Source organism: [Limnothrix rosea] IAM M-220 (genome assembly GCF_001904615.1).
In the GTDB taxonomy this organism is placed as follows: domain Bacteria; phylum Cyanobacteriota; class Cyanobacteriia; order Cyanobacteriales; family MRBY01; genus MRBY01.
In genome coordinates, this window is record NZ_MRBY01000012.1 from 46,107 (window position 1) to 67,550 (window position 21,444).

Here is a 21,444-nt window from a genome sequence, read left to right on the forward strand (position 1 = left end):
CTTTGTTTAAGAAGGGTTTGTGTATCTGGTCTATTTTGGGTCTGGGAAACAAATGCCGAAATAGCGGTAGTGGCTTTCGCGGGTAATGTGCCTGAGCGGTTTGCTTATAATTCTGATTTTTTTTAAGTTTCGGGAAAAAACTTGTAGCTGTGGGAATAACGATTAGGATAGGTTTTGTATTAATTTGCCCTAATGAGTTCTGCCATGTCTGCGATCGCCGCTTTTTGTGCATTAAATTGTGCCGTTACTCCTTTGCCGGCAAATGCTGCCATGCAGCCACAAATCATGGCTCAAATTCCCACAAACGTCGGACCGCAAGCGAGATTGCCAGAACAAGGTTTAAATGGTGTTCAAAGGGATACTACACAACCTCTATTTTCCCAAAAGCACTCAGCAGCAGAGTTGTCTCCTTTAGGTGTGGCAGGCGATCGCCAAGGGAGCGAAGAGTCCGCCAGTAATGCTGTTATACCACCACCACCAGTCGCCCAAATCCCGACCGATGTAGAACCCCAAGAGATAGACACAGATCAACCTACTTTGGAGCCGGTTTTTGAACCCCTAGACATCGAAGCAGTAGAACAGCCTAGGACAGCACCGATTTTTAACGGTGTGCAAATCGAGGATCGCACGAGTGAGGAGCAGCAGCAATTTTCATTAGAAGAGCCCACAACGCCAGCATCGGAAGAAACAGAGGCCGAACTACGGGTGCTCGAAGTGATCGGCGATCGCCAAGAATTCGATGAACTAACCAATATCGTCACAGCAGTAGGAAATGTGGTCGTTCGCTTTAATGAATCAGTCCTCACCTCAGATCGACTACAAATTAATCTCAACTCAAAATTGGCGATCGCGGAAGGAAATGTAGCATTACAGCGAGGCCAACAACTACTTCGAGGCGATCGGTTTGATTATTTCTTTGTCCAGAACCGTGGCTTTATTCGTGAAGCCCAAGGCGAAGTGTCCCAAAGAGATTTAAGCCAAGATCTCAGCGCCGAGCCAACCACCTTTGTGTCCGACCCCTCAAACCCAGCGCTACTACTGAACGAAAGACTACTACTAGAACAACCCATCACAAATGTCAGAGGCAGCGGCGATGGTTTAAATATCTTACTGGGTAGCGATCGCAACATTAATAGTCAGACATTATTTAATCGCGAATCCGGGACAGTCAGTCGAGTCCGCTACTATGCCGAAGAAATGGAATTTTTCGAAGATCGGTGGGAAGCCAAAAACCTGCGACTGACCAACGATCCCTTTAACCCACCAGAGCTACAAGTTATTGCCTCCACCGCCACCTACCAAGACATCGATGAGTTTACGAGCGAGTTAGTGACGACAGATACCCGCCTTGTGATTGACGACAAGGTTTCATTACCGATTTTTCCCCGGACTTACCGCTTTGACAGCTCCGATGACGAAGGTATTTTTAGCCTTGTGTCAATTGGTTTTGACGATGAAGATCGCGGTGGTTTTTTTATTCAGCGACGATTTACACTCTTTAAAAATCAGCAAGGACGTTGGACTGTTACACCACAATACCTTGTCCAAAAAGCCCTATTTCCAGAAGCCGGATTTGGCGGCAATGAAGCAGAGTCCAGCATCCTCTCCCCCGATGTCTTTGGCCTAACCACAAAATTTAATTACAACTTTAATCAACGTGTTTTTGCCGTCGCCCGCGCCTCCCTTCCCAACCTAAACTTTGATGATTTAGAAGATAACCTCAAGGTGAATTTTCGGTTTGAGCAGCGCCTCGGCAACCTCGCAAATCCCTTTCGCCTCAGCCAAGAGTTTAATTACCGCGATCGCCTCTTTAATGGTTCTCTCGGATTCCAGCGAGTACAGAGAAGCCTCGGACTTGTTCTGCGATCGCCGCTATATCGCCTAGGAAATTCAGGATTTAGCCTCAACTATCAAACGAGCTTACAAAATATCACCGCAACCACTGACCGTCGCGAGTTACTGGGAGAGGATTCTCCTCGAAGGGGCGAAGTTAACTTAACCCGTTATCAAGCCTCTGTCAGCCTGAACCATACATTACCAATTTGGCAAGGAAAAGAACTACCTGCCACACAAGAAGCAGGTTTGCGCTTTACGCCGAGACCAGTCATTCCCTATGTTTTTCTGAGAACAGGCGTTCGTGGAATTTCTTCCCTTTACAGTAGTGGTAACCAACAAGTTTTAGGTAGTGCTCGTATTGGTTTGCAGGGGCAATTTGGCAATTTTTCCCGCGATTTCTTTGATTACACAGGTTTTAATATTGACTATTCCATCACAACAAGAGGCGCAATATCGCCCTTCTTATTTGATCGTTCTGCGGATATCAGAATTCTCTCCTTTGGCCTTACTCAGCAAATTTATGGGCCGATCCGGGCTGGTTTTCAAACTAGACTAAATCTAGACCGGAATGAAGCTATTAGCACAGATTATTTTCTCGAATATAGTCGCCGAACCCACTCACTTCTAATCCGCTATAACCCCGTCCTAGAAATTGGTTCATTTAATTTTAAAATTAACGACTTTAACTGGAATGGCTCTACAGATCCCTTCGTCAATCAGGAGATTCGCCCCATTATTGATGGCGTTATTCCTTAAATAACTCAGACTCTAATCTCTAAAGATGTCGTAGCCAGAGAAGAGTCAATCGGGGTAATAGAAATAGAAAATAAGACTTGATCAATCTTCACCGGCAACTTGGAGTCTATATTCTTCCGCCGTCATTGTCTCAGCTAGCATGTCGTCATCGAGATTATCGACTCGAACCTTAAGAAACCAACCTTCTTCGTAGGGGTCTTCGGCGATCGCCTCTGGACTATCGATGACCATTTGGTTGCGGTCAATGACAGTACCTGAGATCGGAGCATAAAGATCCTCAACGGCTTTCACGGATTCGATAGAACCAAAGGTTTCCCCAACCTCAAGGGCATCCCCTTCTTCTGGTAGCTCAAGGAAAACAATGTCGCCTAGTTCATCAATGGCAAATGCGCTAAGTCCGATGGTGGCAATTTCTCCGTCAAGTCGAATGTACTCGTGACTATCGAGATAGCGAAGATCATCTGGGTATTCAAGTTCCATAGTCATTTCCCAAAAATGAAAGATATTCCGGGTTCAAACGAGAATGAATGGTTTTTATCCAGTCTGTGACCCCTTCGGCTACTCTATTCCGGAATTTTGCCAAGATCAAGACCTATTTGGAAAATTGTTACTTATTGCTGATCTTACTGGGAAAATGTGGGGAAAAAAGCCTAGGCATTTCCCCTTATGGAGTGGGTGGAGGCTGGTGAAATAGTGCTGCCTCTAGACGATCGCTTTGGTCTGCTGGTCTATAAATATACGGAAATGAGGCAATTCGGCGATTTAAATCACTTTCTGGTGGCCTTTCAAGCTATGCTCCATTTGCCAACTCATATACTGCGTCATCACCCGACTGGCTTTCCAGATAGTCCCCAAGGGTTTTTGATTTGGAAATAGTTGGGATCATGATCATTGTGTTCTCGCACCAGCTTGCGTCTCATTCTATCTACTGGTTGAGCTCAGGGCTTGATTCCCCAAGATTCTCTGAGCAAATTATCTTGATAAAACCTAAAGAAAAGGCGATCGCCCTACAATAGAGCTTGTAATAAATCGCAACATTCACCGCTGCCATGTCCTTCCATGTCTCCGCTTGGTCGATTAAAAATCCAGTGCCGACCCTCGTAGCATTTATCATCATGACCATTGTGGGGATTTACTCTTTCCTCAATTTGGGCATCGATAATACGCCCAATATTGATGTGTCAGCGGTAATCGTCAATGTGGCGCAACCCGGTGCTGCGCCGGAAGAAATCGAAACGGAAATCACCAAAAAAATTGAAGATGCGGTGGCGAGTTTGGCCGATATTGATCAGCTCACCTCCACCGTTACCGATGGCAGTTCCCAAACAGTGGTGGGTTTTGAGTTGGGGACAGACACCGACCAAGCCACGAATGATGTACGGAATGCGATCGCCGAGATTCGGTCTTCGTTGCCCCAGGATATTACCGACCCAGTCGTCCGAAAACTGGATTTTGCGGGCGGTGCGGTAATGACCTATGCCTTGTCGTCGGATCAGCGCAGTGTGGAAGAATTGAGCGATTTGATTGACCGCAAAATTAGTCGAGAATTAGTCAACGTCAAGGGTGTTGCGGAGATTAAGCGATTAGGGGGCGTTGACCGAGAAATTCGTGTGGATCTTGATCCAGAATTACTTCAGGGTCTGGGTATCACCGCATCCCAAGTGAATACCCAAATTGCCCAATTTAATGTGAATCGCCCCGGTGGACGGGTGGAGCTGGGGGGCAATGAGCAAAATGTTCGTACCCTCGGTAGCGCTGAAAATATTCGCGAGCTTCAGCAATATCCGATTTTGTTACCTAATGGCGATCGTGTTGCTTTAGCAGCCCTAGGTCGTGTCGAGGATAGTTTCCGGGAACCCCGTGTGGCTGCGACTTTGGATGGACAAGCTGTGGTCGCATTTTCTGTGTTGCGGAGTCCCGGTAGTACTGTGGTTGGGGTTGATCAAGGCATTCGGAAGGCGATCGCCGAACTGGAAAAAACATTATCAGAAGACCTCAATTTCCAACTCATTTTCACCCGTGCCAACGAAATCCAAGCATCATATGATGGCACCGTTTTAGCCCTCGTTGCCGGTTGTCTTTTAACCGTGTTGACGGTGGGAATTTTCCTCAAGGATTGGCGTGCAACTCTGATCACAGCAACCGCTTTGCCCCTCTCCATTGTGCCGACATTTTTTGTGATGCAGTGGCTCGATTACACCCTGAATGGCATGACCCTGCTGGCGTTAGCCCTGGCGATCGGTAACTTAGTAGACGATGCAATTTGTATGATCGAAAATATCGACCAACATTTGCAAATGGGGAAACGACCCTTCCAAGCAGCCGTTGATGGGGCGATGGAAATTGGTTTAGCCGTTGTGGCCACCACTGCAACCATTGTGGCGGTCTTTTTACCTGTGGCATTTATGGGGGGTGTACCGGGGCAATTTTTCCAACCCTTTGGTGTAACGGTTGCCGTTTCAACAATGTTCTCAACCCTCGTGGCGACTACCATGACCCCGATGTTGAGCGCCTATCTCCTCAAATCAAAACTAGATGGCTTTAAAGCTGATAAGCAACCCGGTACGTACCGCAATATTCTGACTTGGGCTTTGCGTCACCGCATCACGACTTTGCTAATTGCCCTAGCCTTTTTTATCGGCAGTCTTCAGCTTGTGCCATTTATTCCCAAAGGTTTATTTAGCAGTAGTGATACGGGCATTAGCACAGTAACCTTTGATTTGCCCCCCGGCTCGACCCTCGAAGATAGTAAAAAAGTGATGGCCTATGTGGGCGATCGCCTCGACGAGAATCCCGCCGTAAAAAGTGTTTTAGCAACGGCAGAAAATGTTAATAGCGGTTTAATTTACGTCAATTTAATCGATCAAGCAGAACGTATTTCCCAAAAAGAATTTGAACGAGAGATGCGCCAAGAATTTCGTAAAATTCCCGGAGCTAGAGTCGCATTCCGCAGTAACGGCGCAGGTGGTGGCTCCAAGGATTTAACCATTGTTCTCAAGAGCGAAGATTCGGAAACCCTCCTGCAAACCGCTCAAACCCTTGAAAAAGAAATGGCCACCATTCCCGGCTTAGTGGAAATTGGATCTAGTGCCAGCCTTGTTAAACCAGAACTAATCATTCGCCCCGATCCCCAGCGAGCAGCAGACTTGGGGGTTTCCGTTTCTGCCATTTCCCAGACCGCCTCCCTTGCCTTGATTGGTGATACCGAGTTTAATTTGCCGAAATTTAATTTGAGCGATCGCCAAATCCCCATTCGTGTGCAGCTCGACCCAGAAAAGCGACAAGATATCGATACCCTGAAAAATTTGTTAGTTCCCAGCAGCACCGGAGAATTAGTCCCCCTTGCCGCCGTCGCCGATTTGAAATTGGGGAGTGGTTCCGCCCAGATTGACCGCTTTAACCGCTTCCGTCAGGTGGAAGTGGGTGCAAACCTTGAAGGTGTCGCCCTAGGGGATGCTTTCGTGAAAGTGAACGCCTTACCTGTCATGAGTCCATTACCCCCATCCGTCACCCTCGAACCTTCCGGCGATGCAGAAATTATGCGGGATATCTTTAGCCGCTTCCTTACGGCTCTAGGTGCAGCCATCATGTGTATCTACGCCATTTTGGTATTGCTCTACAACAACTTTTTGTATCCTCTCGGCATTCTGTCGGCACTACCGTTATCAGTTGGTGGCGCGCTAATTGGTCTGATGATTGCCCAAAAGGAACTAGGCTTATTTGCCCTCATCGGTATTGTTCTGCTGATGGGCTTGGTGACGAAAAATGCCATTCTGCTGGTTGATTTTTCCCTAGCGGGTATGAGGGAAGGTAAAACCCTTAAAAATGCTTTGCTAGATGCTGGCGTTTCCCGTTTACGTCCCATTTGTATGACATCCCTTTCTACCATTGCCGGCATGACTCCCATTGCCCTAGAGCTTGGCGCTGATGGCGCAACTCGCAGTCCCATGGCGATCGCCGTGATCGGAGGCTTTAGTACCTCGACGGTTCTCACTTTAATTGTTGTGCCCGTCCTCTTTACCTACATCTATAACGTCACCCAATTCCTGTTAAAACCTTTTCGCGCTGCCCAATCTGATCCTCAGCCCATCGAAACCAGTCAGGTATAGCTCCCCTCCAGTTTCCCCCATGACCAATTCAACAATTTCTAGGAAAAGGGGACTTTAAAATAAGAAGACGCGGGCATATTGCCATGAACAGTTGACAGATATCAGAGACGCGGGGATGTTGCCATTGTGCTTACCTAGCTCTCAGTAAAATTTTTGAGCTGGAGAAATCTCCCCTGCGTCGTGTCACCATTTCAGACTTTGCTTAACCAAACTCAGGTTAAATCGCCCATGTAAAGACAAAAAAAATCTGGGGAGACCCCAGACCAAAGAATATTTTATGAAGATTGCAAAATAAATGCTTTAGAGACCAAGGGCGGTCCAATCGACTTCAAAGCCGTCGAGAATCAAAGAAGAGTTGTAAATCTGGAGGATGATTAAAAGGAATACCAAAAATAAAGCCATGAATACGCCCATCAAGGGAGTTGTGCCCCAACCAGGGGCGACTTTACCGTATTCAGAATTCAGAGGCTTGAGAATGTCTCCCAATCGAGTACGCTGTGCCATAGGATTCAGATATCGTAAAGGATTTTTGTAATGTTCCGTAATATTATAGAGGAAGAGTACTCATAATCTGAGATATAAACATGGATTCTGCAACAGTTCTTAGCATCGGTATTGCTGCTGTCGTGATCGCTGTAACAGGTTTTTCTGTTTACACAGCCTTTGGCCCACCTTCTGTGGAGCTTGAGGATCCCTTTGAGGATCATGAAGACTAAGGGTCATTCCTCGGAATGGTGATTTAGTTTTTTGTTCACGATTTTTTTAGTAAAGTGATACGACAATATTTTTATTTGAGATAGTCGAAATACTTGGGCAGTCCTACGGGGCTGTTTTTTTTGGCTAAGGGGCTGGGCGATCGCCGCTCCCATGGGCAGAGTCTAAAAAAACAATAGGTTTAGGACAAGTTACGAAAACAAAGTTGAGCGCTGTTTGTTATGGCGCGACACTGCTGCCACCATAGCGCAGGAACAAAAAGGGCTTGTCCAGCGGTGAGAGTCAGCTCATAAAATTTTGCCTCAGCACATCGCGGGTAACGTTGCTTGTTGTAGTTGGCTAAGTCGATGGGGCTTGTCCAATTATCGTTGCTGTAAAGAAATTCGCTTTGCCAAGGAGCCGCCAGAGACCAGTGGCTTTCACCCCAAACTTGTACCATCAATAAATCTTCGAGTTTTGCCTGTAGGGGAAATGGCGAAAATGTTGGCTGTAGCCACAGAAATGCTTGATTGGAGTCTGGCTCGTCGCAGTTTAGATAATGGAGGAGGAGGGGATAGGCTTGATAACAATCGGCGATCGCCTCTGCGCCCAGTTCGATCAGGTCAAAGTTGAGATACACCTGCGGCTCGGTTGTGCATAAATAGTCCCCCAGACTGGTAATCGTTGTGGCATTTGTTTTTGTCGCCGTTGCAGGGGCTGAGAGTTCAGGAAAATCGAAGCTTATAACCGGATGCTCAGGAAAAGCTTGGGCAAGGGTAGTCTGGGTATACCAAGGGCGATCGCCGCCTAGATTTTTCAGGATCACAGGACGATTAACGCGTAGATAATTCTGTTCAAATACCGCTTTGGAAAGCTGCCCATAAACATCAAGTGTTTCAGGTGAAGCTTGTTCTTTTTCTCGGTATAGTTCCGCAATTAATTCATATTGTTGTAGCGATCGCCACCGGGGTTGTATATAACTAAAACTCACTTCTTGGGGCAAAGAAAAAACAATATTATGAGCAGTTTCTTGGGTCATCCCCTGCCCCATTAAAATCTCCACCAAACTTTGATCTGAGACACCCCGTAACTTATTTTCAACGAGCCATATTTGCCAACTTTCATCGAGGGTATAAAGTGCCGGGATCGGTAGGGTAGCCGGTGCTTGGGGCGTAGATATTGTACCCTCGGCGTTTGACATCGTTTTATCATCGTCATCAGATGATTTGATACCAAGAATTCCAAGGGCAATCGTAACTTTTTCCTGAGCTGAAGTTTCTGGATCGCTCAATCGCTGCTGGAGAAAATCCAAAGCATTTTTTTGTAGTTCTTTCAGGTCTTTTGCCATTTAGAAATCACTATTTTTAATAAACTTTAAACTTTAAACTTTAAAACATAATTTTGGGTCGTAAAAATAAATTTCAAATATAAAAAATTAATCCAATAGCATGTGAAATTCTTTGCCTATGTTCACCAGCCCATCGCAGTTTAGGCGATCGCCAATAGAACAACCTTAGAATAACGTCAGTTATGGATAAGAATGTAGTCAAAATTCTTTAGAGAAAAGGAGACACGGAGAAGGAGAGACACGGAGAAGGAGAGACACGGGGAAGGAGAGACACGGGGAAGCAAGGACAATTTGCATTTTTTGAAAGCTAGAATTGTTTGCATAGAAACATCTCCCGATCTCTCGCTCTCTCATTCACCGCATCGTACTTCCGAGCATTCTTAAACAAAACTCACATTAGAATAATTGAGTGCCATCAATGATTCACTAAAATTTATCCTGCCAAGCACCCACAAAAAAAGCGGAACAGAAAGTCCCGCCGTTTAAGTGAAATTAAAATTAATTCAATGTGAGATTTCTATTCCCACTCAATAGTTCCGGGGGGTTTAGAAGTGATATCATACACGACGCGATTCACCCCTTTCACCTCATTAACGATGCGATTAGAAATCGTCTCAAGCAGCTCATAGGGCGGTCTTGCCCAATCAGCAGTCATACCATCTTCACTAGTGATCATCCGCAAAACAACGGGGTGAGCATAGGTGCGCTTATCGCCCATAACGCCAACACTACGGATCGGCAGCAAGACCGCGAAGGCTTGCCAAAAATCACTATAGATATTTTGCTTTTTGATTTCGTCCCGCACAACCCAGTCAGCATCCCGGAGAATATTGAGACGCTCAGAGGTCACTTCACCAATGATGCGAATCGCTAAACCGGGCCCCGGGAAGGGATGGCGGCGGATAATTTCATCGGGTAGGCCAATATTGGCTGCAACCTTACGCACTTCGTCTTTAAAAAGTTTACGAAGCGGCTCCACCAGTTTGAAGCGTAGGTCTTCAGGCAGACCACCAACATTATGGTGACTCTTAATTTTGACCGCGACGCGTTCACCCGTTTTGGGATCAACGTTAGTATCGGCAGATTCGATCACGTCAGGGTAAAGCGTTCCCTGAGCTAGGTAATCAAAGGGGCCTAGACGCTTAGACTCTTCTTCAAAAACAGCGATAAATTCGTGGCCAATCAGCTTACGTTTTTTCTCTGGGTCAGTCACGCCATGGAGCAAATTGATAAAGCGATCGCGGGCATTGATATATTCAACGGAGATATTAAATTGCTCATCAAAAATCTCCATCAACCGCTCCGGCTCGCCTTTGCGCATGAAGCCTTGGTCGATAAACATGCAGGTCAACTGATCCCCGATCGCCCGATTTAAGAGAAAAGCAAGGGTCGAAGAATCCACACCGCCGGATAGGGCTAATAAAACTTTCTGGTCACCAATGCGGGCACGAATTTCCCGGATGGCATCTTCCACAAAAGCTTCCGTTGTCCAAGTCGGCTCACACTCACAAATGTGATAAACAAAATTACGAATTAGCGCCATCCCATCTTTGGAATGGACAACTTCTGGGTGGAACTGTACACCATAAAGCTTACGTTGGTGGTCGGCGATCGCCGCACAGGGCGTATTGTCCGTGTGGGCAAGAATATCAAAACCATTAGGGAGATCAACACAAGAATCACCATGACTCATCCACATGGTTGACCCCTCGCCCACATTAGTCAGCAGATCCGTGGGGTCATCGATCTGGAGAGAAGCCTTACCATATTCCGCATGTTTAGCTCGTTCTACCGTACCGCCAAGCTGTTTCACCATTAGCTGCATACCATAGCAAACCCCCAGCACGGGAATACCAAGCTCCCAAATCTCTGGGTCGCAGGCAGGAGCATACTCGTCATATACCGAACTGGGTCCCCCGGAAAGAATAATGCCCCGGGGATTGAGCTGCCTTAGTTGCTCTGCAGTGGTGCGATAGGAAATCACTTCAGAATACACTTCTGTTTCGCGAATTCGGCGGGCAATCAACTCAGAATATTGAGAACCAAAGTCTAAAATTACAAGCATTTGTCGTTGCAAATTGTTGGCTTTAGAGTTTGTGTTTGTGGTTTTGTTGAGAGAAGTAGTGGTCACGTTCAGCAGAGATCCCTCGTGAAGTAGATAATGAAGTGCAAACAAATATAAAATTTTTGCATTCCGAACGGTTGCAACGCGATGAAGATGGGCTGCACCATAATGCTCGGTAAAGAAACTTGCTGAAAAAGTTTTAGAAAAAAAGGGTATTAAAAGAATTAAATATTCAGAACAAAATAACACACATTGTTTCTTTGCGAAAGTCTGATCTAAACAAGACAAAATATTTTTATTTTCTGTATCCTCAAAGTAGGTTTTTATTAATTCTTCGGGGTCAATCGCCGATATGAATAAGGTTGATTATCTGCGCATTAGCCTAATTGATCGTTGCAATTTTCGTTGTCGCTATTGTGTTCCAGATGACGCGGAGCTGCAGTATTTGCTTACGCCTGAACTGTTAACCAATGATGAGATCGTCACCTTGCTTCGTGAGGTTTTTATTCCCACGGGTTTTCGTAAATTTCGACTAACCGGTGGTGAACCCTTACTCCGTCCAAACCTTGTTGAGCTTGTTGCGGCGATCGCCCAATTGCCAGAAGTCGAAGATTTGTCGATGACGACCAATGCGTTTTTACTAGAAAACCTTGCCGCAGATTTGTATGAAGCCGGCCTAAACCGTCTCAATATCAGCCTTGATTCCCTTAACCAAGAAACCTTTGATCAAATTATTGGCAACTACGGTAAAAGCCGCTGGGAACCAACTTGGCGAGGAATTTTAGCCGCTTACGATGCAGGGTTTAATCCCCTCAAACTTAATGTTGTCGTAATTCCCGGCGTGAACGATCACGAAGTCTTGGATTTGGCGGCACTCACCCTAGAGCGCAACTGGCACGTGCGGTTTATTGAATTTATGCCTATCGGGAATGGAGAGCTATTTGATGAACGAACTTGGATTCCCTCAGAAGAATTGCGCCAACGCATCCGCAAAAAATGGGGTTTAACAGAAGGGCAAATCCAAGGAAATGGCCCCGCTGATGTGTTTCAAATTCCGGGGGCGAAGGGGACAGTCGGATTTATCTCGCAAATGTCGGAATGTTTCTGCGATCGCTGCAATCGGATGCGGCTATCAGCCGATGGTTGGCTGCGACCTTGTTTACTCAATGAATCTGACCAAATTGACCTCAAATCAGCTTTGAGAAGTAATGTCAGCACTGAAGTATTGCGCGATAAAGTCAAGTATCTTCTGGAGATCAAACCAGACGTGAATTTCAAGCTACGGGATATGGGTACAGATCAAGGACAGTATTCCCGCACCATGTCCCAAATTGGCGGTTAGTCTGAAAACCTGAGTTTGGTCTGAAAATGGTCTGGAATGACGACGCGGCGAAAGGGAGAGCGAGTGATCGGGCGATTTTTTATTCAAACAATTCTAGGAGTCAAAAAATGCGAGTGTCCGTTGATGTCCCCGTGTCTCCCCCTCTCCGTGTCTCCCCTCTCCGTGTCTCCCTATCCCAATGTCCCCGTGTCTTCAAGGTATTCGGATAACTCCTTAACCCGAACCGAACTGACGTTTCTAAGGCATTTACGCTCAATCCTTAGCTCAAGAAACTTCGGTGGCGGCGCGACAACCCTGCACCCACTCGCTTTCGCCATCAGCAAAAAACTCTTTTTTCCAAATCGGTGCATTGTGTTTGAGGGTATCAATGCCAAATTTACAAGCCGCAAAGGCTTCGGCACGGTGGGGGGTGCTGACGGCAATTAAGACACTAATTTCACCGATGACCAGCTTGCCAACGCGATGGTGAATGACAACTCGATTTGTGTCAGGCCACTGTTGCCGAATTTGGTGGGCTATTTGCTGGAAGACGACTTTCGCCATCGGCTCATAGGCTTGATATTCCAGATATTTTACCGCTTGTCCGTTGCTTTGATTGCGCACTGTTCCGCTCATCACCACCACTGCACCACTGCTCGGATCTTCACACTGCTGATAAACGTTATCGAAGGATAGCGGTGCGATGGTAATGACAAATTCGTCATTGGGATAAGTGAGAACGGTAGGCATTTTATTAATTTTGTTTTTTATAGGGCGCGTTCAAGGTTGCGGGATGGACAAACGCCTATGCTAGTTTAAAATACTCTTTTCTTTTGACGCAAAATCGCCCATGTCTTTGCAACTCCGTGTTTATGTTCCTGACCATCCCCTCGTAAAACATTGGTTGGCGATCGCTCGCGACAAGAATACACCGACACCTTTATTTAAAACAGCCATGAAGGAGCTGGGAAAGTGGCTGACCTATGAAGCGGCTCGCTATTGGTTGCCGACCCTTGAAGCGGCGGTGGAAAGTCCTGTTGCCCCGGCCTCTGTCACCCTAATTCATCCCCAAGCGGAAATTGTGGCAATTCCAATTTTGCGGGCTGGTCTCAGTCTCCTTGAGGGGGCACAGGAAGTGATTACGGCCAATGCGACCTATCATCTTGGCTATGGGCGGGATGAGGCTAGTTTAGAGGCCCGTTGTTATCTTAATAATCTCCCCGCAGAATTTTCTGAGGAAACTCGCGTCTTGTTGCTTGATCCGATGTTGGCCACGGGCGGTACGATGATGGCGGCGATGGCCGAGGTGGTCAAGCGGGGTGTTAATCCGGCAAATATTCGCATTGTTTCTACGGTGGTGGCTCCCCCAGCGCTGCAAGCCCTTAGCAATGCCTATGAAGGATTACAGGTTTATACGGCGATTATTGACCAGGAGTTGAATGGCAAGGGTTATATTGTGCCTGGTTTGGGAGATGCTGGCGATCGCAGCTTCGGTACGGGGTCTTGATATTGCCAGTACTAAGGCTGGGTTTAATCCCGGGGTGAATTTTAGTTTGAGTCAATTTTTAAGATGGTAATGGAGTCTGTTGAGGCCCTTGGCAATGGTGAGATGGGCGATGAAAACGGCGCAAACTTTGCCGACGATTTGTATAAAATATGACTTAGCAAAGACTTTGCAAAATTCCCTAGGCAAGAGCGATCCCAACCGTTAAGCTGTAAAGAAGATTGAGATTGAGAAAGCGTAAGGAATCAAAGTCATGAGTCAGCGTTCAGGGTTCGGTAGCGGTTTTTTGCTGGGTGCATTATTTGGTGGTGTTGTCGGTGGCGTTGCTGGGGCGATCGCCGCATCTCGGATTCGGCAGCAAGATGGTGTTGCCAGTGAAGGAGAGTGGATTGATGGCGATGCTCCCCTTACGTTTAACAGCGAGGAAAATATGGAAGTTGCCCGCCGTAGCCTAGAAAATAAAATTGCCCAACTGAATGGGGCGATCGACGATGTTCGTCAACAAATGTCCGTAATTCATTCCACTAACGGCCAAGAACACAGCAATTCCTAATAACCGAACTGATGCTCGGTGAATAATCAGTTAGAATCAAATCTAAGTAAATCTTTTCGAGCGGTTATAACAACTTATGGACGGCGCACAATTGTTACAGGACAGTATTGGCAACTTTGTCCAAATTTATATCATTCTCCTCATTGTGAGAATTTTACTGAGCTGGTTTCAGACTGCCGACTGGGCGATGCAAGTTATGGGTTTTTTGGCGCCCGTCACCGACCCCTACCTAAACTTTTTCCGTTCGTTTATTCCGCCCCTCGGTGGTATTGATCTATCTCCGATTGTGGCCATTTTCTTATTGCAAGCCGTTGGCGGTGCTTTGGGTAGCACTATTTTCTAACGCATTTCATCACGACAGAAAAACTAAATTTAGCTTTTGCAGGGGCGTTTTACGAAACGTCTCTATTTTTTTTGCGGAGTTTGTTTTCATAACGTCGGCAAAACGAGACAAAAATTTCTAGTCTCGAAAAGGCGATCGCCAAGGCAACCGCTACCATAGACATAATCAAAAAATCCAAACAAAAACTGCCAGACTTTCTATGGATGCCTTCAGCCCCTACCCTCCCGAATGGATCCAGAACGCGACCCATGCCATGAGCTTTTGCTGTCCCACCTGTGGCAAGACACCACTAAAGGCAAAACGCGCTTGGCTAAACCGCTATGCCCCCGTCACGGATGCTCTACATCGCCGCCGTTGGCAGGAATTTTACGAATGTGAGTGCGAAACAATTTGGTGGGCCTGGAGCACAGACCGCCCGCCATCTCCCTACCAAAAAGATGAAGGCACAGATGAATTCCGCCGTGGTCTTTACTAAAGCGGGAGTCAAACCGCTGCTACTCAAGGTTTTTAGTCTTCACAGGGCGATCGCCCCCAACCGAAACCCGCTTGCCGAGCGTGACCCCTTGCCATGATAATGTTGGCTACCCATCGACCGTTTTTGGGAAGCAAACGCCAATAAACCACCATGCAATTTTCAAAAATTCTCATCGCCAATCGCGGAGAAGTCGCGCTACGGATTATTCATACCTGCCAGGAACTCGGCATCAAAACAGTTGCAGTTCACTCCACCGTAGACCGCCACGCTCTCCACGTACAGCTTGCCGATGAGAGTATTTGTATTGGCCCGCCCCAGAGCAGCAAAAGCTATCTAAACATCCCTAATATTATTGCCGCGGCTCTCAGTAGTCACGCCGATGCGATTCATCCCGGCTATGGTTTTCTCGCGGAAAATGCCAAATTTGCCGAAATTTGTGCCGACCACCAAATTACCTTTATCGGCCCCGCCCCAGAGGCAATGATTGCCATGGGCGATAAGTCTACGGCAAAAAAAACTATGCAGCAGGCAAAAGTGCCGACGGTTCCCGGTAGTCCCGGTCTTGTCCCGACAGAAGAGCAAGCCTTAGAAATTGCTGGCAAAATGGGCTACCCCGTGATGATTAAAGCAACGGCAGGTGGTGGCGGTCGTGGTATGCGTTTTGTCCAGAACCCAGAGGAACTGCCGCGTCTATACCGTTCAGCTAAGGGCGAAGCAGAAGCGGCCTTTGGTAATGGTGGTGTCTATATCGAAAAATTTATTGAACGTCCCCGCCACATCGAATTTCAGATTATTGCGGATCAATATGGCAATGTGGTGCACCTAGGGGAGCGGGACTGTTCGATTCAACGTCGTCATCAAAAACTTCTTGAAGAAGCTCCCAGTGCTATTTTGACCCCCAAACTCCGGAAGCGTATGGGGGAGGCTGCGGTTAAGGCTGCTAAATCCATTGATTATGTGGGTGCTGGCACAGTGGAATTTCTTGTCGATAAAAATGGTGATTTCTACTTTATGGAGATGAATACCCGTATTCAGGTGGAGCACCCTGTGACGGAGATGATCACTGGACTAGATTTGATTGCTGAACAGATTAAAGCAGCCCAGGGCGATCGCCTCAGCTATGGCCAGAAAGATATTGAGCTGCGCGGTCATGCCATCGAATGTCGGATTAATGCCGAGGATCCAGACCATGATTTCCGACCGACACCCGGCAAAATTAGTGGCTATCTTCCCCCCGGTGGCCCCGGTGTGCGGATGGATTCCCACGTCTATACTGACTACGAGATTTCCCCTTACTATGATTCTTTAATTGGTAAGTTGATCGTTTGGGGACCCGATCGAGATACTGCCATTCGTCGCATGAGACGTGCCCTACGAGAATGTGCCATTACAGGGGTTTCGACCACCATTAGTTTTCATCAAAAGATTTTAAATCATCCTGTTTTTTTGGAGGCAGATGTTGATACTAATTTTATTCAGCAGCATATGATGTAGGTTTTCTGGTTTTTCTTTCGCTGCTCTTGAATGAGAAAGATCGATCAAGTCCTGATGCCAAAAAAGTTAGGATAAGGAATATTTTTATCGAAATGTTTGCGAGGATTGTTTCATGACTTGGTTGTTGGCCAGCACGATTACTTTAAATTTGCTTTTGGGAGTAATGACTTTACTCTTCATTTTCCGCATTGTGCTGACTTGGTATCCCCAGGCTGAATTGACGAAGTTTCCTTTGAGTTTGATTGCGTTCCCAACGGAGCCCCTCCTTGCCCCCACCAGAAAATTGGTGCCTCCTTTAGGTGGTATCGATATTTCCCCTGTAATCTGGGTTGGTATCGTCACTTTGTTGCGGGAAGTTTTGCTGGGTCAGCAGGGGATTTTAGTGATGTTGTCTCGTTAGGGTAAATCTGGATTAGCGGTAACCTCAATGGAACCGTAATGATTGGTTTTCGTCTTTCATCGTGGTACAGGTCTGAAGGAATTTGTGATGCGACGGATATTTGTAGCAACAGTATTGGGAGTTTTGGGTCTTGGAGTGGCGATCGCCCCAGCTGCTGCCCAACGTGCCCCGAAACAATCAGTCTTTGAAAGTGTGACGCTCCGGTCTGGATTTCGCCCTGATCCGTATATTCTGCGGGGAGTTAGTGGCGGTGATATGGCGGCAAGGGAGCGTTTAGGGGTTCGGCAGTCCCCGACGGGAGCTTGTTTGGGATTTATTGATCAGCGAGCTGACCATCGCATTAAACTCGCCACACATTTTAATTATTTAAAGCTGGCTGTAGAGAGTGATGGTGATACGGTTTTGGCGGTGCGTGGCCCTGGTGGTACTTGGTGTAATGATGATTCTTCGGATCAAGATCCCGTCATTGCCGGGGAATGGAAGGCCGGAGAATATGACGTTTGGGTTGGTTCTCGCCAAGAAAGTCGCTTTTACCCCTATAGTTTGCAACTGACTCAAGTAAAGTAATCGCTTACTGGTTCCAGTGGATCAGCTAATAGGTGATAATAAACACATCTTATTGATGTTGCGCTAGAGAAATATTGTGGCTATCGGAATCGGTTTATTAGGCTTAGGAACAGTTGGGACAGGGACGGCAGAAATTTTGCTTACGCCTCAGGGTCGTCATCCACTGCTCGGTGAAGTCATCCTCAAGAAAGCTGGGGTGCGATCCCTTGATAAGCCTCGTAAAGTTGACCTGCCAGAGGGCTGTCTCACCACGGATCTCAAGGCGATTGTGGCGGATCCAGAGGTGGATATTGTGGTGGAGCTACTAGGGGGGATCGAGCCTTGCCGAACTCTCATCCTAGAGGCGATCGCCAATGGCAAACACATTGTTACGGCCAACAAGGCAGTGATTGCCAAACATGGCGAAGAAATTTTTAAAGCAGCCAACCAAGCGGGCGTTTATGTTCTGTTAGAAGCCGCAGTCGGTGGTGGCATCCCCATTATTAAACCCCTCAAGCAATCCCTCGGTGTCAATCGTATTAGCCGCGTGATTGGCATTATTAATGGCACAACAAACTACATTTTGACCCAGATGGCTCAGCATGGCGCAGATTTTGCTGATGTACTCAAAGAGGCTCAGGACTTGGGTTATGCCGAAGCCGATCCAACGGCAGATGTTGATGGTGGTGATGCAGCAGATAAAATTGCCATTTTAGCCTCCCTTGCTTTTGGGGGACGCATCCGACGGGAAGATGTGTACTGTGAAGGCATTAGGACTGTGAGTGCTGCTGATATTAGTTTTGCGGCAAAGCTAGGCTTTGTGATTAAACTGCTGGCGATCGCCGAGCGACCCGACATCGAAGAAGAAGCCCTCCAACTACGCGTCCATCCAACCCTTGTACCCGAAGAACATCCCCTCGCCAGCGTGAACGGTGTATTTAACGCCATCCTCGTCGAAGGTAGCCCCCTTGGAGAAGTGATGCTCTATGGTCCCGGAGCCGGAGCCGGAGCAACCGCTAGCGCTGTCGTATCCGACATTGTCCATGTTGTCGGTTTATTGCATTCCGACACCACCGTACGGAACCAATCAGAAAAAACCTTAAATCCTCTACTCGGCTGTAGCCACGAACATTACAGTCCGATCCTCTCCATCGATACCCTTAAAACTCGCTTCTATGCCCGTTTTCTCTCCCAGGATTTACCCGGCGTAATCGGTGATCTTGGGACACGTTTCGGCAATCATCAAGTGAGTTTGGAGTCAGTTGTACAAATTGGCTTACAAGACGACTGCGCTGAAATTGTCGTTGTCACCCATGATGTTTACGAAGCGAATTTCCGTGAAGCTCTCAATGAAATTAAAGGTTTAGAAGCTATTAAAGACGTACCCAGTATTTTACGGGTGCTCTAATCCCTCTAACTAAATATAATCACTTGATTTTCTCCTAATATGTTTTGCGCTGTTTAGGAGATTTTTTATGAGCGCCGTAGCCAACCGTTTATCGTAAATCGACTATCGGAAAATTGTTCAGAAGGACAACTTACTGGCCGTACTTCATGCTGACAATCGCTATTAAAAAATACGATGCTATTATTTTGCGGCTGAATTGTTTGAAACTCAGATTGGGATAGGGGTTGTTTCCCTTTTAATGTGGTGTCATACAGCCATAGCTCACCACCGCTAAAGGCTTGTGGTTCTCTATAAAAATAGTAAACGTAGGTTAGTTCTCTGGTGTGGGTATCTTCGCTACCGGAGTCATTGTGGAGTTTGTAGAAATTGTTGTGGTTATGGGCTGTCATCTGCATTTCGATTTGGCTAATGGGGAAATAAGAGCGCCGCAAGTGATGGCAAATTCGAGGGAAATGTTTCAAAATTGCCACTTTCATTGATTCGTAGATCAGGGGGAAATCATGGGAGAAAGTGACGAGTGATTGTCGATAGTTTGATTCTTGGGTGACGGTGGAAGAGGCTTTGAATTGGTTTTGGTTTGTTAGGGCAAAGTCTAGAATTTCATAATATTTTTCTGGAGGTAAAAAGTCCGTAATTATAATTCCTTCTCCTTTGACGAGGCGTGTTTCAACGGAAGAAAGATTAGAGGAAGGTGCTGTCGGGGACATTGGCAAGATTTAATGCAATTTTGACCAGATTTTAGAGATGGTTTGTTCGACCCAAGCCATAATTTGATCGACTTTTTTGAGGATTTTTTCGAGGAAATGTTGGTCATATCCTACGCTGAGGGCTTCTGTTTCGATCCATTCGGGTTTTGCTTCGATGTCGGTGGCTGGGCGATCGCCGACAGCTGGTGCTAAGTCGGTATTTTGTTGCGGGTCAGAAATGATAGTGATGGTGAATTCACTATTTTGTCCTGGGTCTTGGGGGTTAGGGACGAGGGATTGCTCTTTTGGTTCGAGTTTGGTTAGTTCTGTATTTGGCGCAATAAAGGGGGTGAGATCGGTCGTTCGTGTTGGTGTGGGGGCGATCGCCTGATTGAGTGGAGCTTTCGGTGTGAGAGGAGGTGGGTTGTGAGGTTTAGGCTGAAATAAATCTGTCCAAGTGAGCCATGCTTTTTGATTTATGGGGGTTTTATCTGCTTTAGAGGAGGAGCCTATCGGTTGGGGGTGATCTGGATTGGGAGATTGCGGCAGAAATTTTTGAAAAAAGCGTTTTAAAGGCGGCAATCCGGGTTCTGTGGCGGTCTCGGAAGCTGGCTTTAAGAGCTTTGCCTCAATAGCGGCGACCCGATCATCAAGGGGATTTAGGATCGGCTCTAGAGGTAATGGCGGTAATAATTTGGGGGAATAGATTTCTAGGGGAATAATGGCGGTGCGCCAGTTGGATTCGCCGAAAAGATCGAGGGCGATCGCCACGGGACTTTGTTCTAGCCAGCTAATGCCCTGCAATAGCCAACGGACGGGGGCAAATAGAGTGGGGTTATGGGGTTGGACGGGCGGTAGGATTGTCGGTTTTTGAGGAATAAGGGAGGCTTGGCGCTGACGGCGTTTTTGATAATTGAAATTACTTAGATGAAGACTGATTTGTTTTTGAATGGAGTCTTGGGACTGGTCGGGGGCAATGAGCTGATTGTGCCGATCAACAAAAAAGATTTTCTGGGAGGTAAGCTCACAGGCTAAGCCTTGTAACTCAACGGCTGTAGTGCCATTGGGGGCATTTAGGGTGAGAATTTCCTCAGTCATATCCCCTGGGACGATGGTCGCGGCAACTGGGGCGATCGCCGGCTGTCGATGCTGCTGTTGTTGCGAGCGGGCAGCAGCAAGTTGTCTTGTAGCAACACGACTACTTTGCACCAGTAAATACAGCGGATAAACCGCAATCTGCGCCCCCCACTCCACTGTAATTTTGAGACGGCGAGCAGCCTTTGACAGGCGGGTATTCCACTGAATCGATTGACGATTGAGGAAATTAAAGAGTTTACTTTTGTAGGGACTTGTCGATGTCATATCGGCGTTTTTGCGCAACCAGCTTTATTCATTGTCCCACAGACTTTTCCCCTGAGAGGTTACATGGGTTACTCCTACCACCGTACCGTCCATTTGGCAGATACCGATGCTGCGGGGGTGATCTATTTCGCCAGTCTTCTTAACCTGTGCCACGAAGCCTATGAACATTGCCTCAGTGAAGTGGGCTTAAATTGGCAGCATTTGTTAGAAGCCAAAGAATTTGCCCTTCCTATTATTCATGCAGAAATCGATTTTCTCCGTCCTGTCCACTGGGACGATCGCCTTATTATTGAACTTTTTCCCGTATCGGATGCACCCAGTCAATTTATGGTGAGATATCAAATCTTGCTAGCGATCGCCGACCAATCCCCCTCAAAACCCGTGGCGATCGCCATAACAAAACATGTAGCAATATCTCCCCAAACCAGGCAACGTAGACCCTTGCCCGCAATTCTCGAAAAATGGCTAAAGAATGGGCCAAAGTATCCAGAGCAGAAAAAATAGACGGTACAATTGTCTTGGATTTGACTATATCGCTGCCGAAG

General features: G+C 46.9%; 21 protein-coding genes. 14 read left to right on the top strand and 7 right to left on the bottom strand.

Features of this window, described 5'->3' with window-relative positions; genetic code table 11:
- Window positions 1–192 precede the first annotated feature (192 nt).
- Window positions 193–2,592 (top strand): DUF3769 domain-containing protein, encoded by a 2,400-nt coding sequence (locus NIES208_RS07135; RefSeq protein ID WP_225875268.1) that lies wholly within the window; start codon window positions 193–195, stop codon window positions 2,590–2,592.
- Window positions 2,593–2,673: 81 nt separating this feature from the next.
- On the opposite strand, the gene gcvH is transcribed toward NIES208_RS07135, so the two are convergent.
- Window positions 2,674–3,072 carry a glycine cleavage system protein GcvH gene (gene gcvH / locus NIES208_RS07140; RefSeq protein WP_075891189.1) on the bottom strand — a complete coding sequence of 133 codons (399 nt, stop codon included), beginning with the start codon at window positions 3,070–3,072 and terminating at the stop codon, window positions 2,674–2,676.
- Window positions 3,073–3,258: 186 nt separating this feature from the next.
- Between gcvH and NIES208_RS07145 the strand changes: the two genes are divergently transcribed.
- Both NIES208_RS07145 and NIES208_RS07150 read left to right on the top strand, forming a co-directional pair.
- The gene (locus NIES208_RS07145) at window positions 3,259–3,468 is read left to right on the top strand and encodes a hypothetical protein (RefSeq protein ID WP_075891191.1); all 210 of its coding nucleotides are present in this window, start codon (window positions 3,259–3,261) and stop codon (window positions 3,466–3,468) included.
- 173 nt (window positions 3,469–3,641) lie between these two features.
- Entirely contained in the window at window positions 3,642–6,701 is a 3,060-nt protein-coding gene (locus NIES208_RS07150) for an efflux RND transporter permease subunit (protein WP_075891193.1), read from the top strand.
- A gap of 300 nt (window positions 6,702–7,001) precedes the next feature.
- On the opposite strand, the gene psbH is transcribed toward NIES208_RS07150, so the two are convergent.
- On the bottom strand, window positions 7,002–7,205 hold the full coding sequence (gene psbH, locus NIES208_RS07155; RefSeq protein ID WP_075891195.1) for a photosystem II reaction center phosphoprotein PsbH: 204 nt from the start codon (window positions 7,203–7,205) through the stop codon (window positions 7,002–7,004).
- Window positions 7,206–7,285: 80 nt separating this feature from the next.
- Between psbH and psbN the strand changes: the two genes are divergently transcribed.
- Entirely contained in the window at window positions 7,286–7,417 is a 132-nt protein-coding gene (psbN, locus tag NIES208_RS07160; protein WP_075891197.1) for a photosystem II reaction center protein PsbN, read from the top strand.
- 179 nt (window positions 7,418–7,596) lie between these two features.
- Here the strand turns inward: psbN and NIES208_RS07165 are convergent, their stop codons facing one another.
- Both NIES208_RS07165 and guaA read right to left on the bottom strand, forming a co-directional pair.
- A complete protein-coding gene (locus NIES208_RS07165) occupies window positions 7,597–8,742 on the bottom strand; it encodes a cupin-like domain-containing protein (protein ID WP_075891199.1) in 1,146 nt (381 codons plus the stop codon).
- 517 nt (window positions 8,743–9,259) lie between these two features.
- Complete coding sequence (gene guaA, locus NIES208_RS07170; protein WP_459382886.1) at window positions 9,260–10,873, bottom strand: glutamine-hydrolyzing GMP synthase; 1,614 nt, start codon at window positions 10,871–10,873, stop codon at window positions 9,260–9,262.
- 286 nt (window positions 10,874–11,159) lie between these two features.
- Here guaA and moaA point away from each other — a divergent pair, with 286 nt between their 5' ends.
- Window positions 11,160–12,149, top strand: coding sequence for a GTP 3',8-cyclase MoaA (gene moaA, locus NIES208_RS07175; RefSeq protein ID WP_075891201.1), 990 nt, complete (start codon window positions 11,160–11,162; stop codon window positions 12,147–12,149).
- A 264-nt stretch (window positions 12,150–12,413) separates the two neighbouring features.
- Here the strand turns inward: moaA and NIES208_RS07180 are convergent, their stop codons facing one another.
- Window positions 12,414–12,878, bottom strand: coding sequence for a molybdenum cofactor biosynthesis protein MoaE (locus NIES208_RS07180; protein ID WP_075891203.1), 465 nt, complete (start codon window positions 12,876–12,878; stop codon window positions 12,414–12,416).
- 100 nt (window positions 12,879–12,978) lie between these two features.
- Here NIES208_RS07180 and upp point away from each other — a divergent pair, with 100 nt between their 5' ends.
- From upp to NIES208_RS07220, 8 genes are all read left to right on the top strand, one after another.
- Window positions 12,979–13,635, top strand: a complete 657-nt coding sequence (gene upp / locus NIES208_RS07185; RefSeq protein ID WP_075891205.1) for a uracil phosphoribosyltransferase — start codon at window positions 12,979–12,981, stop codon at window positions 13,633–13,635.
- 250 nt (window positions 13,636–13,885) lie between these two features.
- On the top strand, window positions 13,886–14,185 hold the full coding sequence (locus NIES208_RS07190; protein ID WP_075891207.1) for a ssl2009 family thylakoid membrane protein: 300 nt from the start codon (window positions 13,886–13,888) through the stop codon (window positions 14,183–14,185).
- 76 nt (window positions 14,186–14,261) lie between these two features.
- Complete coding sequence (locus NIES208_RS07195) at window positions 14,262–14,528, top strand: YggT family protein (protein WP_075891209.1); 267 nt, start codon at window positions 14,262–14,264, stop codon at window positions 14,526–14,528.
- 199 nt (window positions 14,529–14,727) lie between these two features.
- Window positions 14,728–15,003, top strand: a complete 276-nt coding sequence (locus NIES208_RS07200) for a hypothetical protein (RefSeq protein WP_075891211.1) — start codon at window positions 14,728–14,730, stop codon at window positions 15,001–15,003.
- Between the two features lie 150 nt (window positions 15,004–15,153).
- Window positions 15,154–16,497, top strand: coding sequence for an acetyl-CoA carboxylase biotin carboxylase subunit (accC, locus tag NIES208_RS07205; protein WP_075891213.1), 1,344 nt, complete (start codon window positions 15,154–15,156; stop codon window positions 16,495–16,497).
- 112 nt (window positions 16,498–16,609) lie between these two features.
- Window positions 16,610–16,897, top strand: coding sequence for a YggT family protein (locus NIES208_RS07210; protein ID WP_075891215.1), 288 nt, complete (start codon window positions 16,610–16,612; stop codon window positions 16,895–16,897).
- Window positions 16,898–16,939: 42 nt separating this feature from the next.
- Entirely contained in the window at window positions 16,940–17,464 is a 525-nt protein-coding gene (locus tag NIES208_RS07215) for a hypothetical protein (RefSeq protein ID WP_225875269.1), read from the top strand.
- A gap of 76 nt (window positions 17,465–17,540) precedes the next feature.
- Window positions 17,541–18,851 (top strand): homoserine dehydrogenase, encoded by a 1,311-nt coding sequence (locus NIES208_RS07220; RefSeq protein WP_075891219.1) that lies wholly within the window; start codon window positions 17,541–17,543, stop codon window positions 18,849–18,851.
- A gap of 65 nt (window positions 18,852–18,916) precedes the next feature.
- Here NIES208_RS07220 and NIES208_RS07225 read toward each other — a convergent pair whose 3' ends face one another.
- Window positions 18,917–19,558, bottom strand: a complete 642-nt coding sequence (locus NIES208_RS07225; RefSeq protein ID WP_075891221.1) for a 2OG-Fe(II) oxygenase — start codon at window positions 19,556–19,558, stop codon at window positions 18,917–18,919.
- A gap of 9 nt (window positions 19,559–19,567) precedes the next feature.
- Entirely contained in the window at window positions 19,568–20,899 is a 1,332-nt protein-coding gene (locus NIES208_RS07230) for a hypothetical protein (RefSeq protein ID WP_139325008.1), read from the bottom strand.
- 63 nt (window positions 20,900–20,962) lie between these two features.
- Here NIES208_RS07230 and NIES208_RS07235 point away from each other — a divergent pair, with 63 nt between their 5' ends.
- Window positions 20,963–21,403, top strand: a complete 441-nt coding sequence (locus NIES208_RS07235) for an acyl-CoA thioesterase (RefSeq protein ID WP_075891225.1) — start codon at window positions 20,963–20,965, stop codon at window positions 21,401–21,403.
- Window positions 21,404–21,444: the final 41 nt, after the last annotated feature.

Coding starts and splice junctions, on each gene's coding strand:
- NIES208_RS07150 (WP_075891193.1), top strand. CDS start 3,642: ATGTCCTTCCATGTCTCCGCTTGGTCGATTAAAAATCCAGTGCCGACC.
- NIES208_RS07180 (WP_075891203.1), bottom strand. CDS start 12,878: ATGCCTACCGTTCTCACTTATCCCAATGACGAATTTGTCATTACCATC.
- psbN (WP_075891197.1), top strand. CDS start 7,286: ATGGATTCTGCAACAGTTCTTAGCATCGGTATTGCTGCTGTCGTGATC.
- upp (WP_075891205.1), top strand. CDS start 12,979: ATGTCTTTGCAACTCCGTGTTTATGTTCCTGACCATCCCCTCGTAAAA.
- psbH (WP_075891195.1), bottom strand. CDS start 7,205: ATGGCACAGCGTACTCGATTGGGAGACATTCTCAAGCCTCTGAATTCT.
- NIES208_RS07165 (WP_075891199.1), bottom strand. CDS start 8,742: ATGGCAAAAGACCTGAAAGAACTACAAAAAAATGCTTTGGATTTTCTC.
- accC (WP_075891213.1), top strand. CDS start 15,154: ATGCAATTTTCAAAAATTCTCATCGCCAATCGCGGAGAAGTCGCGCTA.
- NIES208_RS07135 (WP_225875268.1), top strand. CDS start 193: ATGAGTTCTGCCATGTCTGCGATCGCCGCTTTTTGTGCATTAAATTGT.
- NIES208_RS07145 (WP_075891191.1), top strand. CDS start 3,259: ATGGAGTGGGTGGAGGCTGGTGAAATAGTGCTGCCTCTAGACGATCGC.
- NIES208_RS07190 (WP_075891207.1), top strand. CDS start 13,886: ATGAGTCAGCGTTCAGGGTTCGGTAGCGGTTTTTTGCTGGGTGCATTA.
- moaA (WP_075891201.1), top strand. CDS start 11,160: ATGAATAAGGTTGATTATCTGCGCATTAGCCTAATTGATCGTTGCAAT.
- NIES208_RS07235 (WP_075891225.1), top strand. CDS start 20,963: ATGGGTTACTCCTACCACCGTACCGTCCATTTGGCAGATACCGATGCT.
- gcvH (WP_075891189.1), bottom strand. CDS start 3,072: ATGGAACTTGAATACCCAGATGATCTTCGCTATCTCGATAGTCACGAG.
- NIES208_RS07225 (WP_075891221.1), bottom strand. CDS start 19,558: ATGTCCCCGACAGCACCTTCCTCTAATCTTTCTTCCGTTGAAACACGC.
- NIES208_RS07195 (WP_075891209.1), top strand. CDS start 14,262: ATGGACGGCGCACAATTGTTACAGGACAGTATTGGCAACTTTGTCCAA.
- NIES208_RS07210 (WP_075891215.1), top strand. CDS start 16,610: ATGACTTGGTTGTTGGCCAGCACGATTACTTTAAATTTGCTTTTGGGA.
- NIES208_RS07230 (WP_139325008.1), bottom strand. CDS start 20,899: ATGACATCGACAAGTCCCTACAAAAGTAAACTCTTTAATTTCCTCAAT.
- NIES208_RS07200 (WP_075891211.1), top strand. CDS start 14,728: ATGGATGCCTTCAGCCCCTACCCTCCCGAATGGATCCAGAACGCGACC.